The sequence below is a fragment of the Streptomyces sp. Je 1-369 genome (genome assembly GCF_026810505.1).
Lineage (GTDB): Bacteria > Actinomycetota > Actinomycetes > Streptomycetales > Streptomycetaceae > Streptomyces.
This window is the reverse complement of record NZ_CP101750.1, coordinates 4,967,419-4,984,013: the sequence shown is the minus strand read 5'-3', so window position 1 is coordinate 4,984,013 and position 16,595 is coordinate 4,967,419. Positions and strand designations below refer to the sequence as shown.

Genomic DNA, 16,595 nt, shown 5'->3' with positions numbered 1-16,595 from the left:
GAGGAGCACCCCGATGGGCACGGGCACAGGCACGAGCAAGCAGCAGCGCCGCGGGAACACGCGCCAGCGGATCCAGGACGTGGCCCTCGAGCTCTTCGCCGAGCAGGGGTACGAGAAGACGTCGCTGCGCGAGATCTCCGAGCGCCTCGATGTCACGAAGGCGGCGCTCTACTACCACTTCAAGACCAAGGAAGACATCCTGACCAGCATCTTCGATGACCTCACGAGGCCCATCGACGAGCTGATCGCCTGGGGTCACGAGCAGCCGCGGCCGGTCTCCCTCGAGACCAAGCAGCAGACCCTCACCCGGTACAGCGAGATCCTCATCCAAGCGGCGCCGCTCTTCCGCTTCATGCAGGAGAACCAGGCGACGGTGCGCGACCTGAAGACCGGCGAGAGCTTCAAGGACCGCATGCTCGGGATCTACGAGATCCTCAAGGACCCGCAGGCGCCGATGTCCGACCAGGTGCGCTGCTTCAGCGCACTGTTCACCATGCACGGCGGGATGTTCGTGCTCAAGGACGTCGAAGGCGACCCCGAGGAGAAGCGCAAGGCCATCCTGGAGGTCGCCATCGATCTGGTGACACGGGCGCACACGGGCGCCTGAGCGGTTGTGGGGACGTGGGTCGTCAGACCTTCACGCCCACCGACGCGAGGAACTTGACCGGGTCCACGGCCGTGCCGTAGTTCGGGGCCGTACGGATCTCGAAGTGCAGGTGCGGACCACTGGAGTTGCCGGTGTTGCCGGAGAGGGCGATGCGCTGGCCGGTGCCCACGGCCTGGCCCACCCGGACGTCGACCTGCGAGAGGTGCGCGTACTGGGAGTACGTGCCGTTGTCGTGCTTGATCACGACGGCGTTGCCGTACGCGGGGCCGTCACCGGCGCCGTTCGGCCCGGCCTTGACGACGGTGCCGCCGTGCACGGCCCCGACCGAGGTGCCGACCGGCACGGCGAAGTCCTGGCCGGAGTGCTTGTGGGACCACATGGTGCCGCCGAGGCCGAAGGTCGCGGAGAGCGTGTAGTTCTTGACCGGGTCGACCCATGCGGCAGCCTTCGCGGCGGCGGCCTTCTTGACGTCGGCGGCCTTCTTCGCCTGGGCGGCGGCCTGCTTCTGGACGGAGTTCGAGGCGACGCCGGGCAGCGCGCCACCGCTCTTCGTGTCACCGGCGGCGACCGAGACCCCCGCGCCGAGGGCCGTCGACACTCCGATGCCCGCGGCGATGAAGGCCACGCGGGTACGGAAGAACGACGGGCCGGGACGGTGGGACTGGGTGCGCTTCGACATGGGGATGTCCTCCGGGGTGTGACGACTGCGATGACGACTGCGTGACGACTGCGGCGACGCCTGACGCGTACGACCGAGGGGGGCATGAACGGACCCGGCAGGCGGGGCGGGCGGATCGCCCGCTGACCACGCTTCGCCGGGTCGGCCATCCCTTGGTAACCCCCACCCCGCCCGGGACCCAAAACGCCCATCTACTACCCAAAGCCGTAGCGAGGCGCAGGGATTTAGACCGCTTGACACCCCCAAATCCGGACAATTTCCCCGCAGTCCGGTAACGGAGCTTCGTCCGGCTCGCTGCGTTTACCCGCACGTCGGAGCCGCTCCGCACCCCCACCTACACCAGAGCCCCGCCTGCGGGGCCCGGACGCGTCCAAGGTCCCGGAGGTTGCGGGCCGAAGGTCCCGGGCAGGGGACCCGCCATATCCACTATTCCGCCTAGTACCACTCAAATCGCCTGTGCGGCATGTCACCGGCCCCCGAGATCCACCCCGCCGCGAATGTGACCCGCACTACGCTCACGCCCATGGATCCCGCGGTCATCGGCACCCGCCTGGCGTCGAGTGCAGTCGCCTCCCTGGTCAAGCGGCTGTTCGTACGGGAGGGCCCCGGCGCGGGCCTGGTGGAGAAGCCGGTCAGGCTCTCGTCCCTGGTGTCGTTCAGGGGTGAGCAGCGCACGCTGGGCCGCCGGGACGTGCGCCGCCTCGCGGAGCGGCTCGTGGCGGCCTCCCTCGCCTCCCCCGGCGAGCGCACCTTCCCGCCGGACGAGGCCGAAGCGGTCACCGACGCCCTGGCCCGGGCGCTCCTCTCGCTCGGCGACCTCGACATGGACGACGTGCAGGCGGTCCGGCTCGGCCACCGTGAGCTGGCCCGCACCCTGATCGGCGGCGCGTCGGCGGCCGGCCTCTCCGCCGACGCCGCCCTCTACCTCGACTCGGTCACCGAGTGGGCGTGCCTGCACATCCTCCAGTTCTTCACGCAACGCTCCACGTTCGTCGCGGCGACGCTGGTCGCGCAGAGCCGGGGCCAGGACGAGCTGATCGCGAAGGTCGACGAGCTGATCGCCCGCAGGCCGACCGCCGGGTCGCAGGACGTCACCTTCGAGCGGCGCTACCTCGCGTACGTGGCGAAGAAGCACTCCAAGCTGACGATCTTCGGCATCGATCTGACGGGCTCGCCGGGGAGGTGGCCGCTGGACGCGGCGTATATGTCGCTGGAGGCGGTGGGGCCCGGGCATGTGCGGAGGTTTCGCCACCTGACTGAAGAGGAGTACCGCTTCGTCGGAGGGGACGACCGCCCTTTCGAAGCGGAGCATCGCGTGGAGATGGTGGAGATCACCGAGCACGCGCCGCCACTCCCGGCGGACCAGGCCCTCGCTACCCATGACCGGGTCCTCCTGCGGGGTGAGGCGGGCTCGGGCAAGACCACGTTGGCGCAGTGGCTCGCGGTGAGCGCGACGCGCCGGGACGTGGCGGGACCGGACCCGTCCGCGACGCATCCGTCCATGGCCTATCTGACCGACCACGTCCCCTACGTACTCCCCCTGCGCACCCTCACCCGCCACGGCGAGCGCCTGCCCGCCCCCGCCGACTTCCTGGCCGCCGTCGGCTGTCCGCTCGCGGGCACCCAGCCCCAGGGGTGGGAAGCGCGCGTTCTGACGGCCGGGCGCGCCCTCGTCCTGATCGACGGCATCGACGAGATCCCGGACGCCGAGCGCGACCGCACCCGGGCCTGGCTGAGCGACCTCATCGACGCGTTCCCGGGCAACCGCTGGCTGGTGACGTCCCGCCCGTCGGCCGTACGCGAGGACTGGCTCACCGAGGAGGGGTTCACCGAGCTGACGCTCTCCGCGATGGGGCAGGACGAAGTGACGGCGTTCATCGAGCGCTGGCACACCGCAGCGGCCACGGGGGTCCCGGAGGAGGACGCCGAACTCGTCGCGTACGAGAGTCAGCTCCTCGCAGCCGTGCGCTCCAAGCCGGACCTCGGCCTCCTCGCCACCAACCCGCTCATGTGCGGCCTGATCTGCGCCCTCCACCGCGACCGGCGCGGTTTCCTGCCGATGGGCCGCAAGGACCTCTACACGGCTGCCCTCTCCATGCTCCTGGTCCGCCGGGACCGTGAACGCCACATGACGGTCCCGGAGTTGCGGGAGGAGCCACAGCTCCAGCTCCTGCAACGCCTCGCGTACTGGCTGATCCGCAACGGCCGTACGGTGATGGACCGTTCGCGCGCCGAGTCCATCATCGCGGACGCTCTCCCCGCGGTCCCGGAACTGGCGCCGCTCGGCGACGCCCACGCGGTCTACACCCACTTCCTGCACCGCAGCGGCCTCCTGCGCGAGCCGGGTCCGGGCACCGTCGACTTCGTCCACCGCACCTTCCAGGACTTCCTGGGGGCGCGGGCGGCGGTCGACGAGGGCGACTTCGGCGTACTCGCCCGGCACGCGGCGGACGACCAGTGGGAGGACGTCATCCGCATGGCCGTGGCGCAGGCGCGGCCGCGCGAACGGGCCGAACTGCTGGGTGACTTGCTTTCGTACGGGGACGGGCTTCCGGAGGAGGGGGCCCGCAAGCGTGTCCATCTCCTGGCCGCGGCCTGCCTGGAACACGCGGCGGAGCTGGCGCCGACGGTGCGGGCCGAGGTGGAGCGGCGGACGTCGGCGCTGATTCCTCCGCACGACGTGGCGAGCGCGCAGACACTGGCGAAGGTCGGCGCGATGGTGCTCGACCTGCTGCCCGGACCGGACGGCCTGTCCGACGACGAGGCCGTGCTGGTGGCCATCACCGCGACGCGCGTGGACTCGGACGCGGCGATCCCCTTCCTCGCCCGGTTCGCCCGGCACCGGGGTCTCGGGGTCCGCAGCCAGTTGATGTGGGGGTGGTACCGGTACGACTGCCGTGCGTATGCCGACCAGATCATCGCCCGGTTCGACGACGCCGAGGACATCCACTTCACTCTCCGCACCGACGATCAGATCGTCGAGCTCGAACGGCTGGGCCTGCGCCCTCGGAAGCTGGACATCAGGCCGGGCGTCACCCCCGCCGTGGCCTCCCGCTTCATCGCGGCCTGCGAGCCCACCTTCCTGATGCTCAACAGGTTCCCGCCGACCTTGCTGACGGCCGAGGCACTGAACGCCCTCGGCCACCTCGACGGACTCAGCCTCGTCGGCATGCAGGAGCCGTGGAGTCTTTCGCCGTTCCCCGCCGAGGCGCCCTTGACGTTCCTCAACCTCGTGGACTCCCGGGACTCCCTGACCGATCTGCACCTCGCGACCCGGTGGCCGACGCTGGAGCGAGTGGCCTTCGGCGACGACGATCCGCTGTCCGCCGCGGACTGGGAGGTGCTCGCGGCGCTTCCCGGCCTGACCGTGCTACACCTGCCGTCGCACGCCTTCACGGCCGTCCCGCCGGGACTTGCCCTGCCCGGCCTGGCACTCCTACAGCTCTCTCCGGACGCGTCCTGGGCAGCCATGACCTCCCGGCTCGGCACGGTCGCGCCGGGGCTCAGGCACCTCTACGTATACAATCGCCCGGTCAGCAGCCGGGACCAGCACGCCCCCATCGACGTCTCCGCGCTGGCCTGCCATCCGAGCCTGACGGAGCTGACGGTCCACGCCGTGGCCACCGGCCTGGACACCTTGCCCGCCCACATCGACGTACACGTCTACGGCCCACTCACCGATTGAGCTGAAACCACACTCCTTTGCCCGTACTCGCGGGCGTCACCCCGCACACGTCGGACAGTGCGGTCACGAGGAAGAGCCCCCGCCCGCCTTCCTCTTCCGCATCGGGCCTGCGGGGAGCGGGCAGTTGGTCGCCGCCGTCGTACACGGCGATGCGTACGTGGGTGGTGGCGACGGCGGCTCTCAGGTGGACGTCGCTCTTCGTGTGCTGGTGCACGTTGGTCACCAGCTCGGAGGTGCAGAGAGCGGCGGTGTCCCCGAGGTGGCCGAGGCCGAGGGTTTCCAGGGTGCGCTGTACGAAGTCGCGGCAGATCTTGGCGGAGTGGGCGTTGCCGGGGGTGAACAGGGTGTAGGTGTCCGACGTGAGGTCATGCGGGGGTACGCCCATGAGACGCCTCCATGGCGTTGGGGTCGCTGGTTCGACTGGTGAATGACCGGCCCCACGTGGCCCGACCGCAGTGGCCTACCGCTCCTCGCGAACAATCCCCCGTCCGGCACGGGGTGTTGGATCGGGCGGTGCGCTTCTGTGGGCGGGCAGGGTGGGGGGAATGCGTCGACAGCGAGGCTTCCGACAACAGTGTGTGAGCGTCGCCACACTCAAGGTAGCGAATACCGGCTCAGATCTGCAACCGTCTTGCGCGGATTGCTGGACCTTGCCCGATCAATAGCGGCAAACTGTGGGCCAACCACCGGGAGAACCCGCATGGCCCTGCGCACACACATCACCGAACGGCAGAGACGGCTCGGCTCTGAGCTCCGCAAACTTCGCGAAGCCGCAGGGCTGTCGGTCAATGCGGCCAGTAGCCGGATCGGCCTGGGTGCCGCCCACCTCAGTCACATCGAGGCAGCCCGGACGGCCGTCTCGGCGGACCGCCTTGTCGCACTCCTGTACGCCTATGACGTCAGATCTGAGCCCTACATCGCCACACTGACCAGGATGGCTGAGAGCGACGGCAAGGGGTGGTGGACGGAGTTCCGTAAGTCCCTGTCGCAACACAGCCTCGACTTGGCCGAGTTGGAGTCGCGCGCTGCTGGCGTCCAGAGCTACGAAACGCTCCTCATCCCGGGTCTGCTCCAGACCGAGGCCTACATGAGGGCCCTCTTCTACAGCTCGCGACCGGGCGCCTCCCCCGCGGAGATCGAGGCACTGGTCGACTTCCGCCGCGCCCGCCAACAGGTCCTCTCGGGTGACTACACCACGGCGCTCCACGCCGTCATCCACGAGGCTGCCCTGCGCATCACTGTGGGTAGCCCAGAAGTTATGCGGGGCCAACTCGCTCACCTCGTACGCGCCGCACAGCGCCCTGGCACGACCATCCAGATCCTGCCCTTCGACTCCGGCGCCCGCGCCTGGTTCGGCACGCCGCTTTTGATCCTTGACTCAGACGTAGCGGGGTTGGAAACAGTGCTGTTGGATCACCCGGCCGCTCCTCTCCTGCTGGGCGACGCCGAATCCATCACCCGTTACAAGAGCACGTTCGACTCGCTCAGGCGAAACGCCCTCTCGCCGGTGACGGCCGAGGGGCCACCGGGTAGCCACGAGCAACGGGACTCATGGGGCCTGATTCACCATGTCCTCTACACGCATTAGGGAAGCGCCGTGCACGAACTCGTCTGGCAGAAGTCTTCTTTCAGCGACGGGGCAGGCGTCAATTGCCTCTACGTCGCGGCGAGCCACAACGCCGAAACAGTCCACCTTCGGGAGAGCGACGCCCCCACCACAACTCTCACCACCCACCCCGCTGCGTTCGCCGCTCTCATACGAACCCTCTCCACCCGCACGACTACTTCTCGCCCCCTCCAGGGAGCCCCAGAATGAGCACTCTCAACTGGCAGAAGTCCACGTTCAGCGAGGGGGGAGGCGCCAACTGCGTCTACGTGGCCGCACACCCCACCGGCCGCATCTACCTCCAAGAGAGCGACGCCCCCGACACAACCCTCACCACCCATCCCGCAGCGTTTGCCGCTCTCATAGACACACACTCGCAGGGAAGGCGCACCGGGCGAATCGACCGCCAGGAGCCCTCTCAGCGAGCTGCAACGCAGTTTGTCCAACAGCCTGTTGGACAATTCACCGAGCCACCCGCGGCCATCCGGCACGGCTTCCCGCACCCACACCGGCGCCGATAGTGCAACGGCCTGTTGCACAATCGGCGTGGGGCCGCATCACCCGGCAGGGGGCAACCCGAGACGGCCCCGGCACGCCCTAACTACCCTACGTGTAACCGCCGTTGCCCTACCCTCGACCCATGGTCGACCCCGGAGCCCTAGGCGCCCGACTCGCGTCCAGCGCGGTCGCGCCCCTCGTGAAGAAGCTCTTCGTGAAGGACCAGCCCGGCGCCGCGCTGGTCACCAAGCCGGTACGGATCTCCGGGCTCGTCTCGTTCAGGGGCGAGAAGCGGGACGTCACCCCGAAGGACGTCGAGAAGATCGCGGACGAGCTCGTCCGCAGGGCGCTGCGAGCGGCCGGACCCGGCGAGGCCCCCGTGGACGCCGGGGAAGCCGTCGCGGTGCGGACCGCCCTCGCCCTCTCCCTCGCCGCCCTCGGCACCCTCACCATCGAGGACTACGAAGCCGTCGCGCTCGGCCCCGACGAGTTCGCGCGGACCCTCCGCTCGCAGTCGGCCGTGACCGTCGCGACGTTCACGTTCAGCAGCGACGCCGAGCTGTTCCTCGACCGGCTGCTGCACACCGCGTCGCTGCACATCCTGAACTTCTTCACGCAGCGGTCGACGTACATCGCCCGCCAGCAGACGCAACAGAGCCGCCAGCTCGCGCAGCTCGTCAAGGCCGTCGACGTACTCCTCGATCGGCTGCCGTCGCAGTCAGCAGAGGACGCCGCGTTCGAGGCGCGGTACGCGTCGTACATCACCTCGCACCACGGCACCCTCACCATCTACGGCCTCGACGTCTACGCGGGCACCAGCGAGTGGCCCCTCGACACGGCCTACCTCAGCCTGGAGGCGACCAGGGACCGCCTGGGCGAGGGCGCGGCCCAGGTCGCCGCCGAGCAGGTCCTCGCCCAGCACGACCACGTGCTGCTGCGCGGAGTCGCCGGGTCCGGCAAGACGACGCTGGTCCAGTGGCTCGCCGTGACGGCGGCCGACCGGACGTACGAGCACGGGCTGACCCACCTCATCGGGCGGGTGCCGTTCGTGCTGCCGATGCGGCGGATCGTACGGCCGGGCACCGAACTCCCCGCGCCGTACGACTTCCTGACCGCCGTCGGGTGCCTCGTCGCCGGGGAGGAGCCGCCCGGGTGGGTGAACCGCGTGCTGCGGGCGGGGCGCGGCGTGCTCCTCGTCGACGGGCTCGACGAGATCTCCGAGGACCGGCGCGAGTCCGCCAAGCGCTGGCTGCGCGACCTGACGCGTACCTTCCCCGGCAACCTCTGGCTCGTCACGACCCGCCCCTCCGCCGTCCCGGACCGCTGGCTGGACACCACCGGCTTCGCCGAGCTCACGCTGTCGCCGATGACCCGCGACGACGTCGAGACGTTCGTGCGGCGCTGGCACCGTGCTGCGGGCGCGGACGACGGCATCGGGACCGCTCTCCTGGAGACCGTGCGGGCCGCCTCCGAACTGAACCGACTCGCCACCAACCCGCTGATGTGCGGCATGCTCTGCGCGCTCCACCGCGAGCGGCGCGGCTTCCTGCCGCAGGACAGGAAGTCCCTGTACGAGGCCGCTCTGACGATGCTGCTTGAGCGCAGGGACGTCGAGCGGGACGTCATGGTCATACGGCTGCCGTTCGCCACCCAGGTGCAGCTCCTCCAGAAGCTCGCCTGGTGGCTGATCCGCAACAGCCGCTCGGAGATGGACGAAACGGATGCCGTGAGCATCCTCGGGGGTGCCGCGCCCGCGATGAACATCGACGGCAGCGGCGAGGAGGTGTACCACTGGCTCCTCCTGCGCTCGGGCCTGCTGCGGGAGCCGGCCGTCGGGCGCGTGGACTTCCTGCACCGCACCTTCCAGGACTACCTGGGCGCCCGTCTCGCCGTACAGGAGCTGGACTTCGACCTGCTCCTGAACAACGCGGACCGCACCGAGTGGGAGGACGTCATCCTGCTGGCGGTCGCCCACGCGCGGCCCAAGGAGGCGGAACGGATGCTTCAGCGGCTGGTGGCGGGCGGCACGGCGCGGGGGAAGCTGCTCGCGGCGGCGGGGGCAGCGTACGCGGCGGAGCTGGCGCCGGTCGTGCGGCAGGGTGTGGAGGAGGGGGTACGGTCGCTGATTCCGCCGCGAACGGAGCGCGAGGCGTACGCCCTGGCGGAGGCGGGCGGCGATCTGGTGCTCCACCTGCTGCCCGGACCCGACGACGTCGAGGGCGAGCTCGCCCACCTGGTGCCCTTGGTGGCCGCCAAGATCGGCAGTGACCCGGCGCTGCACTTCCTGACACGCTTCCGCGACCATCCCGACCGCCACGTCCAGCTGGTCCTCACCGCGTCCTGGACGATCTTCGACCGCGAGCCCTACGTGTCGGAGATCCTCGCCCACCTGTCCCGACGGCCCTTGGTTCCCGTGCACGGCGCCGCGGACCTCCGCGCCCTGCGCTCCATCGGAGGCTGGCCGAACATCAAGGTCATCGGCGCCTACCGCGTGGAGGACCTCGTGGAACTCATCGTGCCCGAGCAGCTCACCCGGCTCTCGCTGGACGCACCCCACCCCGTCGAGGGGCTCGCCTGGCTCTCGGCCTTCCCGCGCCTCACCGACGTGGACGTGGGCACGGAGGTGGACGCGGACACCGCCCGGCAGCTCCCGTCCGGCGTACGCCTCAACGCCCGCCCGGCGCAAGGCACTTGACCTATCCTTTGTGCCCATGGAGCCCGTAGTACGCACCCCCTCGGCCCGCACCATGCCCCTCGTACAACGGTTCTTCCGCGCCCCCTCCCGACCCCCCACCACCCCCGACCTGATCGCCGCCCTCACCACCTGGCGCGGCCCCGACGCCCCCGCCGACCCGGACCACGTCCACCGCACCGCCGCCGACTTCATCCAGCTCGCCGCGGAGCGGCACAGCGCGCCCACCGGCGAGCTCCCCGCCGTCGCCGACGTACTGACCCGCACCCTCCTCGCCATCGGCGAACTCGACCTCACCGACGCCGACGCCGTGCGCCTCGGCCCGCAGGACTATGCGCGGCGGCTGCGCGGCGCCGTGCAGGGCGCGGACCGCGGGCTGAGCCCCGACGCCGCCTGGTTCCACGACGAGCTGCTCGTCGCCGTCTGTCTGCACGTGCTGCACCACTTCGTGCGCCGCTCCCCGTACATCCAGCGCCACATGCCCGAGCGCGCCAGCCGCGTCCGTCAGCTCGTCGACCTCAACGACGCCGAGGTGGCGGCCGCCGCCCGACGGAACGAACCATCCCGCGAAGACGCCGAGTTCGAAGTCGCGTACGCGCAAGAAGTCGTACGGCAGCACGGCTGGCTGACCATCGTGGGCGTCGACCTCGCCAACGCTCCCGATCGGTGGCCCCTGGAGGACACCTACCTCAGCCTCCAGGCGGAGGAGAGCAGCGACGGACCCGCCTCCGCCCCCGGCGGGCACCAGCGCACCGTGCTCCTCGCCGACCGCGCCCTGGAAGGGCACGAGCGCGTGCTGCTGCGCGGTGTCGCGGGCTCCGGGAAGACGACGCTCGTGCAGTGGCTGGCCGTGGACACGGCCCGGAACGGCACCCGCGTGCCGTTCGTCCTTCCCGTACGCCGCTTCGCCAGGGAAGGCTTTCCCGCGCCCGATGACTTCCTGCACGCCATCCGCCACCCGTTGGCCGACCGGGCGCCCGAAGGATGGGTCGTACGGACCCTCCTCGCGGGCCGTGCCCTGCTCCTGGTCGACGGGATCGACGAGGCGCCCGAGGAGAGCCGCGGCGCCCTGCGCGACCGGCTCCGCCGGCTCCTGCGCATCTTCTCCGGCACCGCCTGCCTGGTCACCTCGCGGCCCTCCGCCGTCGAGGACGGCTGGCTCTCGCAGGAGCGCCTCGCCGAGGAAGGGTTCACCGAGCTGTCGCTCGCCCCCATGTCCCGCGACCAGGTCACCCACTTCATCCGCGACTGGCACACCGCCGCGATGGGCGACGAGCAGTGCGGGGAGCAGCGGGACCGGGACGCCCTCAAGGAGTACGAGCAGCGCCTGCTGCACTCCGTACGGATCTACCGCGAGCTGCGCCGCCTCGCCACCAACCCGCTGATGTGCGGCCTCATATGCGCTCTCAACCGGGACCGCTCCGGTTCCCTGCCCAAGGGCCGCAAGGAGCTCTACGACGCCGCCCTGGAGATGCTGCTCCAGCGCCGTGACCCCGAAAGGGACGTGCTGTACGCCGATGACGTACGGCTCCAGCAGGGTGCCCGCGAGCTGCTTCTGCGCAAGCTCGCCCACGCCATGCTCGACGAGGGTCTCTCGGAGCTGCCGCGCCCCCGCGTCATCGACGTCCTGAACGGTGCCCTGCCCGCCATTCCCTCGGCCCGTGCCGCGGGCGACGGCGAGAAGATCTTCCGGCATCTGCTGCACCGCACCGGGCTGCTGCGCGAGCAGGCGGGCGTCTCCGTCGACTTCATCCACCGCACGTTCCAGGACTATCTGGCCGCCAAGGAGATCGTGGCCCGCGGCCGCCTCAACACCCTCGTCGATCACGCCCACCAGCCGGAGTGGGAGGAGGTCATCCGCATGTCCGCCGCCCACGCCCGCCCTGACGAGTGCGCCGCCTTCCTGGAACGTCTGCTCGCCGCCGCCCCGGGTCTGCGCAGGCCGCACGTCAACCACCGGCGCCTGATGGCCGCGGCCTGCCTGGAACACGTCAGCGAGCTCGACCCGGCCGTCCAGGAACTCGTCCACCGGCGCACGAAGAACCTGCTGCGGCCCACGACGGAACAGGGTGCCCGCAGCCTCGGCTGGGTCGGACCCATCGTCCTGGAGCAGCTACCGGACCCCGAGCAGGTGCCCGGCGACCAGCAGGCGCTGCTCCTGGCCATCACGGCGACCCGCGTCCAGGAGGACGCCGCGATCGACTACCTGGCCCGGCTGCGCGGCCGCTCCTCCCTCGCCATCCGCACCGAGCTGGCCCGCCCCTGGCGGCACTTCGACACCGAGCGGTACGCGCGCGAGATCATCGCCCACCTCGACCCGGCGGGCCTGTACTTCCCCGTGTCCGACGCGGCGGAGCTGGCCGCCCTGCGCGGTCTCGGCGGGCGGCCCCGGATTCAAGTGGCGGGCGTCATGCGCACCGACGAACTCCTCTCGGGCCTCGTCCCCGAGCGGCTCACCCACCTGTGGATCAACGCGGAGCTGCCCGACCCGGACATGTCGTGGCTGGCCCGCTTCCCCGGCCTGCACGTCCTGCGCGTCAACCCGCGCCTGCCGCGCGTTCGGAACGTACCGGAGGGCGTGACGATCACCGCGTGACCGTCGCACACGAAAAAGTCGTGTACGAAAAAGTCGCATACGGAAAAGAGGCATACGGAAAAGGGGCTGCCCCGGACCGTACGAAACGGTCCGGGGCAGCCCCTTCGAGCGTTCAGCCCTGCGTGGGCGTCACGCGTCCTTGCTCAGGTTCGGGCCCGCGCCGCCACCGGCGGCCGACTCGATCGGCGGCACGTCGGGCAGTGCCGCCTTCTCCTCGCCGCGGAAGGTGAACGTGGCGGTCTCGCCCTCGCCCTCCACGTCGACGACCACGATGTGGCCGGGGCGCAGCTCGCCGAAGAGGATCTTCTCGGAGAGGGTGTCCTCGACCTCGCGCTGGATCGTGCGCCGCAGCGGACGCGCGCCGAGCACCGGGTCGTAGCCCTTCTTCGCGAGCAGCTCCTTCGCGGGCTGGGAGAGCTCGATGCCCATGTCCCGGTCCTTGAGGCGCTCGTCCACCTTGGTGATCATCAGGTCGACGATCTGCAGGATGTCGCCCTGGGTGAGCTGCGGGAAGACGACGACGTCGTCCACGCGGTTCAGGAACTCCGGACGGAAGTGCTGCTTCAGCTCGTCGCTGACCTTGTTCTTCATCCGCTCGTAGTTGGACTTCGTGTCGCCCTGGGCCGCGAAGCCCAGGTTGAAGCCCTTCGAGATGTCACGGGTTCCAAGGTTGGTCGTCATGATGATGACCGTGTTCTTGAAGTCCACGACGCGGCCCTGGGAGTCGGTCAGGCGACCGTCCTCCAGGATCTGCAGGAGCGAGTTGAAGATGTCCGGGTGGGCCTTCTCGACCTCGTCGAAGAGGACGACGGAGAACGGCTTGCGGCGGACCTTCTCGGTCAGCTGGCCGCCCTCTTCGTACCCCACGTAGCCGGGGGGCGAACCGAAGAGACGCGAGACCGTGTGCTTCTCGCTGAACTCCGACATGTCGAGGGAGATCAGCGCGTCCTCGTCGCCGAAGAGGAACTCGGCGAGCGCCTTGGACAGCTCGGTCTTACCGACACCGGACGGACCGGCGAAGATGAACGAGCCACCGGGACGCTTCGGGTCCTTCAGACCCGCTCGCGTACGCCGGATCGCCTTCGAGAGTGCCTTGACGGCGTCCTTCTGGCCGATGACGCGCTTGTGGAGCTCGTCCTCCATGCGCAGCAGGCGGGAGGACTCCTCCTCCGTGAGCTTGAAGACCGGAATACCGGTCGCCGTGGCCAGGACCTCGGCGATCAGCTCGCCGTCGACCTCGGCGACGACGTCCATGTCGCCGGCCTTCCACTCCTTCTCCCGCTTGGCCTTGGCGGCCAGGAGCTGCTTCTCCTTGTCGCGGAGAGAGGCGGCCTTCTCGAAGTCCTGCGAGTCGATCGCGGACTCCTTGTCGCGGCGGACGCCCGCGATCTTCTCGTCGAACTCGCGGAGGTCCGGCGGCGCGGTCATCCGGCGGATGCGCATCCGGGAACCGGCCTCGTCGATCAGGTCGATCGCCTTGTCCGGCAGGAAGCGGTCCGAGATGTACCGGTCGGCCAGCGTGGCGGCCTGCACCAGGGCCTCGTCCGTGATGGAGACGCGGTGGTGCGCCTCGTACCGGTCGCGGAGGCCCTTGAGGATCTCGATGGTGTGCGGCAGCGACGGCTCCGCGACCTGGATGGGCTGGAAGCGGCGCTCGAGGGCCGCGTCCTTCTCCAGGTGCTTGCGGTACTCGTCGAGCGTCGTCGCACCGATGGTCTGCAGCTCACCGCGGGCCAGCATCGGCTTGAGGATGCTCGCGGCGTCGATCGCGCCCTCGGCGGCGCCCGCACCCACCAGGGTGTGGAGCTCGTCGATGAACAGGATGATGTCGCCGCGGGTACGGATCTCCTTGAGGACCTTCTTCAGGCGCTCCTCGAAGTCACCGCGGTAGCGGGATCCTGCGACCAGCGCGCCGAGGTCCAGGGTGTAGAGGTGCTTGTCCTTGAGGGTCTCGGGCACCTCGCCCTTGACGATGGCCTGGGCGAGACCCTCGACGACGGCGGTCTTGCCGACGCCGGGCTCACCGATCAGGACCGGGTTGTTCTTCGTACGACGGGACAGCACCTGCATGACCCGCTCGATCTCCTTCTCGCGCCCGATGACCGGGTCGAGCTTGGACTCACGAGCGGCCTGGGTGAGGTTCCGGCCGAACTGGTCGAGGACCAGGGACGTGGAGGGCGTGCCCTCGGCAGGACCGCCCGCGGTGGCGGTCTCCTTGCCCTGGTAACCGGAGAGCAGCTGGATGACCTGCTGCCGCACCCGGTTGAGATCGGCGCCCAGCTTGACCAGGACCTGGGCGGCGACGCCCTCGCCCTCGCGGATCAGGCCGAGCAGGATGTGCTCCGTGCCGATGTAGTTGTGGCCCAGCTGAAGGGCCTCGCGGAGCGAGAGCTCCAGGACCTTCTTGGCACGGGGGGTGAAGGGAATGTGCCCGGACGGAGCCTGCTGGCCCTGCCCGATGATCTCCTCCACCTGCTGGCGGACCGCCTCGAGCGAAATCCCGAGGCTCTCCAGGGCCTTAGCGGCGACACCCTCGCCCTCGTGGATCAAGCCCAGGAGGATGTGCTCGGTGCCGATGTAGTTGTGGTTGAGCATCCGGGCTTCTTCCTGAGCCAGGACGACAACCCGCCGCGCGCGGTCGGTGAACCTCTCGAACATCGTTAATCGCTCCTCAGAGCGGTCAGGCAGTAAAGGGGTCGGTCCCCTCCCTGTCCTTCCGCAGCTTAGTCCCGCAAGCGGGGACCGCTCATTCCAACTGCCGACACCCGGACCCCAACTCGGAGGATCTCCTGACCCCGAACGCCGACAACTGCTCCAACCCGATGGTGCGAGACGATGTTCCCGCAGGCCAGGCAGTTACCCCCACCAGCACTACGCCGATGGCGAACGTGTGGCGCCCGGAAGCGCGTGTCGCCCCTCCCCACTAGGGATGTCTTACCCGTAAGGACTGACACTCCATGCGGCGCGCCCCGGTTCCCTCAGCTACGGGCGAACAGCCTTGCGTCGCCGAACACGTCCTCACGCCCACTTTCCGGACACGCAGCGCGTCCATTCGGCCACCCTGCGTAACCCGTGCGCCGTTGCGACTGTTGCCCCGGCATGGCCCCCACAGTTCCTCAGCCCCGGGTACCGGTCGAGCAGAGCGACCCGGTGCGGCAGTGGTACGAGAACGAGCTCGGCTGGGCGACCGCCCCCGAGCCAGGTCCCGCGCGGCTCCTGACGGGGCTGCGCTTCGACGTCCTGGAACTTCCCGCGGAGGCCGGTTTCGCGGCGCTGCGCCACCTCGGGCCGAAGGCTCCGGTGGCACTGCGCGGGGAAACGATGCGCCTCCTGGTGAGCGCGGGAAGCGCGGACGAGCTGCCGGGGCTGCTCGACTGGCTGGAGTGGGGACACATCCCCCTCGGCCTCACCGCGGTCGGGGCGGGCGGGCGGATCATCGCGCCGACGCCCCCGGGATGGACCGGCTCGCGGGGGGCCGCCGTCTGGCTGCGACCCCCGGAGCCCGGCTGTGAGGTGGAGCCGACGCTGCCCGCGCTCCCGTCCCTGCCCGGCATGGGGAAGGGAGGGACCACGCAGCACAGCGATCCCGCCGTGGGCTCCGGTCTCGTACGACTGGTGGACACGGCGGCGACGCAATGCCACCGGGTCCGGCTGCGGCGTCGCAGCCGTCAGCCGTTGGCCTTCTCGTAGGCCTCGCGAATGGACGCGGGAACGCGGCCGCGGTCGTTGACCTCGAAACCGTTCTCCTTCGCCCAGGCGCGGATGGCCGCCGTGTCCTGGCCACCGCCCGTCGCGGCGGCGCGCGCCTTGCCGCGACCGCCCGAACCACGGCCACCGGTACGCCGGCCGGCCTTGACGAAGTCCTCAAGGGCGCCACGGAGCTTGTCCGCGTTGGCCGTGGTGAGGTCGATCTCGTAGGACTTGCCGTCCAGCGCAAACGTCACGGTCTCGTCTGCCTCGCCACCGTCGAGGTCATCGACAAGAAGGACCTGAACCTTCTGTGCCACCGGATTTCCTTTCATCGATAACTGTGAGACCGGGCCGCAAGCCGCACGACACGCGCCGTCGATTCACCGGCCCCTGTTATATGCAGTACTGCAGTACGTCGGAAAGCAAACCGCTTTTGCTGGAAAAACACAAACCCCTGGGAGAGACCGGGGACCCCTAGAACCCTGGAAACGTGCGCGTTTCGGACATAGCCCACCCGGGCAGGGGACGATCAGGAATACCGC

Annotated in this window: 12 protein-coding genes; 8 read left to right on the top strand and 4 right to left on the bottom strand. The window is 69.7% G+C overall.

Annotation, left to right across the window (positions count from 1 at the left end):
* Nucleotides 1-13 precede the first annotated feature (13 nt).
* Nucleotides 14-607 carry a TetR/AcrR family transcriptional regulator gene (locus NOO62_RS22705; protein WP_268772734.1) on the top strand — a complete coding sequence of 198 codons (594 nt, stop codon included), beginning with the start codon at nt 14-16 and terminating at the stop codon, nt 605-607.
* Nucleotides 608-629: 22 nt separating this feature from the next.
* Here NOO62_RS22705 and NOO62_RS22700 read toward each other — a convergent pair whose 3' ends face one another.
* A complete protein-coding gene (locus NOO62_RS22700) occupies nt 630-1,286 on the bottom strand; it encodes a M23 family metallopeptidase (RefSeq protein ID WP_268772733.1) in 657 nt (218 codons plus the stop codon).
* Between the two features lie 523 nt (nt 1,287-1,809).
* On the opposite strand from NOO62_RS22700, the gene NOO62_RS22695 reads away from it, so the two are divergent.
* Nucleotides 1,810-4,971 (top strand): NACHT domain-containing protein, encoded by a 3,162-nt coding sequence (locus tag NOO62_RS22695; protein ID WP_268772732.1) that lies wholly within the window; start codon nt 1,810-1,812, stop codon nt 4,969-4,971.
* Here NOO62_RS22695 and NOO62_RS22690 read toward each other — a convergent pair.
* Nucleotides 4,961-5,356, bottom strand: coding sequence for an ATP-binding protein (locus NOO62_RS22690; protein WP_268772731.1), 396 nt, complete (start codon nt 5,354-5,356; stop codon nt 4,961-4,963). The two genes, NOO62_RS22695 and NOO62_RS22690, sit on opposite strands and share 11 nt — an antisense overlap.
* A 315-nt stretch (nt 5,357-5,671) precedes the next feature.
* On the opposite strand from NOO62_RS22690, the gene NOO62_RS22685 reads away from it, so the two are divergent.
* The 5 genes from NOO62_RS22685 (at nt 5,672) to NOO62_RS22665 (ending at nt 12,363) form a co-directional block, all read left to right on the top strand.
* Nucleotides 5,672-6,559, top strand: a complete 888-nt coding sequence (locus tag NOO62_RS22685; RefSeq protein WP_268772730.1) for a helix-turn-helix domain-containing protein — start codon at nt 5,672-5,674, stop codon at nt 6,557-6,559.
* A gap of 9 nt (nt 6,560-6,568) precedes the next feature.
* Nucleotides 6,569-6,787 carry a DUF397 domain-containing protein gene (locus NOO62_RS22680; RefSeq protein WP_268772729.1) on the top strand — a complete coding sequence of 73 codons (219 nt, stop codon included), beginning with the start codon at nt 6,569-6,571 and terminating at the stop codon, nt 6,785-6,787.
* Entirely contained in the window at nt 6,784-7,098 is a 315-nt protein-coding gene (locus NOO62_RS39130) for a DUF397 domain-containing protein (protein WP_321170594.1), read from the top strand. Before NOO62_RS22680 ends, NOO62_RS39130 begins: the two co-directional genes overlap by 4 nt.
* 119 nt (nt 7,099-7,217) lie before the next feature.
* On the top strand, nt 7,218-9,770 hold the full coding sequence (locus tag NOO62_RS22670; RefSeq protein ID WP_268772728.1) for an NACHT domain-containing protein: 2,553 nt from the start codon (nt 7,218-7,220) through the stop codon (nt 9,768-9,770).
* A 16-nt stretch (nt 9,771-9,786) separates the two neighbouring features.
* Entirely contained in the window at nt 9,787-12,363 is a 2,577-nt protein-coding gene (locus NOO62_RS22665; protein ID WP_268772727.1) for an NACHT domain-containing protein, read from the top strand.
* Between the two features lie 129 nt (nt 12,364-12,492).
* Here NOO62_RS22665 and NOO62_RS22660 read toward each other — a convergent pair whose 3' ends face one another.
* The gene (locus NOO62_RS22660; protein ID WP_268772726.1) at nt 12,493-15,021 is read right to left on the bottom strand and encodes an ATP-dependent Clp protease ATP-binding subunit; all 2,529 of its coding nucleotides are present in this window, start codon (nt 15,019-15,021) and stop codon (nt 12,493-12,495) included.
* A 441-nt stretch (nt 15,022-15,462) separates the two neighbouring features.
* Between NOO62_RS22660 and NOO62_RS22655 the strand changes: the two genes are divergently transcribed.
* On the top strand, nt 15,463-16,053 hold the full coding sequence (locus tag NOO62_RS22655) for an SCO3374 family protein (RefSeq protein WP_268772725.1): 591 nt from the start codon (nt 15,463-15,465) through the stop codon (nt 16,051-16,053).
* Here the strand turns inward: NOO62_RS22655 and NOO62_RS22650 are convergent.
* The gene (locus NOO62_RS22650) at nt 16,032-16,370 is read right to left on the bottom strand and encodes a histone-like nucleoid-structuring protein Lsr2 (RefSeq protein WP_268772724.1); all 339 of its coding nucleotides are present in this window, start codon (nt 16,368-16,370) and stop codon (nt 16,032-16,034) included. The two genes, NOO62_RS22655 and NOO62_RS22650, sit on opposite strands and share 22 nt — an antisense overlap.
* Nucleotides 16,371-16,595 lie beyond the last annotated feature (225 nt).

Coding starts and splice junctions, on each gene's coding strand:
- NOO62_RS22705 (WP_268772734.1), top strand. CDS start 14: ATGGGCACGGGCACAGGCACGAGCAAGCAGCAGCGCCGCGGGAACACG.
- NOO62_RS22700 (WP_268772733.1), bottom strand. CDS start 1,286: ATGTCGAAGCGCACCCAGTCCCACCGTCCCGGCCCGTCGTTCTTCCGT.
- NOO62_RS22695 (WP_268772732.1), top strand. CDS start 1,810: ATGGATCCCGCGGTCATCGGCACCCGCCTGGCGTCGAGTGCAGTCGCC.
- NOO62_RS22690 (WP_268772731.1), bottom strand. CDS start 5,356: ATGGGCGTACCCCCGCATGACCTCACGTCGGACACCTACACCCTGTTC.
- NOO62_RS22685 (WP_268772730.1), top strand. CDS start 5,672: ATGGCCCTGCGCACACACATCACCGAACGGCAGAGACGGCTCGGCTCT.
- NOO62_RS39130 (WP_321170594.1), top strand. CDS start 6,784: ATGAGCACTCTCAACTGGCAGAAGTCCACGTTCAGCGAGGGGGGAGGC.
- NOO62_RS22670 (WP_268772728.1), top strand. CDS start 7,218: ATGGTCGACCCCGGAGCCCTAGGCGCCCGACTCGCGTCCAGCGCGGTC.
- NOO62_RS22665 (WP_268772727.1), top strand. CDS start 9,787: ATGGAGCCCGTAGTACGCACCCCCTCGGCCCGCACCATGCCCCTCGTA.
- NOO62_RS22660 (WP_268772726.1), bottom strand. CDS start 15,021: ATGTTCGAGAGGTTCACCGACCGCGCGCGGCGGGTTGTCGTCCTGGCT.
- NOO62_RS22655 (WP_268772725.1), top strand. CDS start 15,463: ATGGCCCCCACAGTTCCTCAGCCCCGGGTACCGGTCGAGCAGAGCGAC.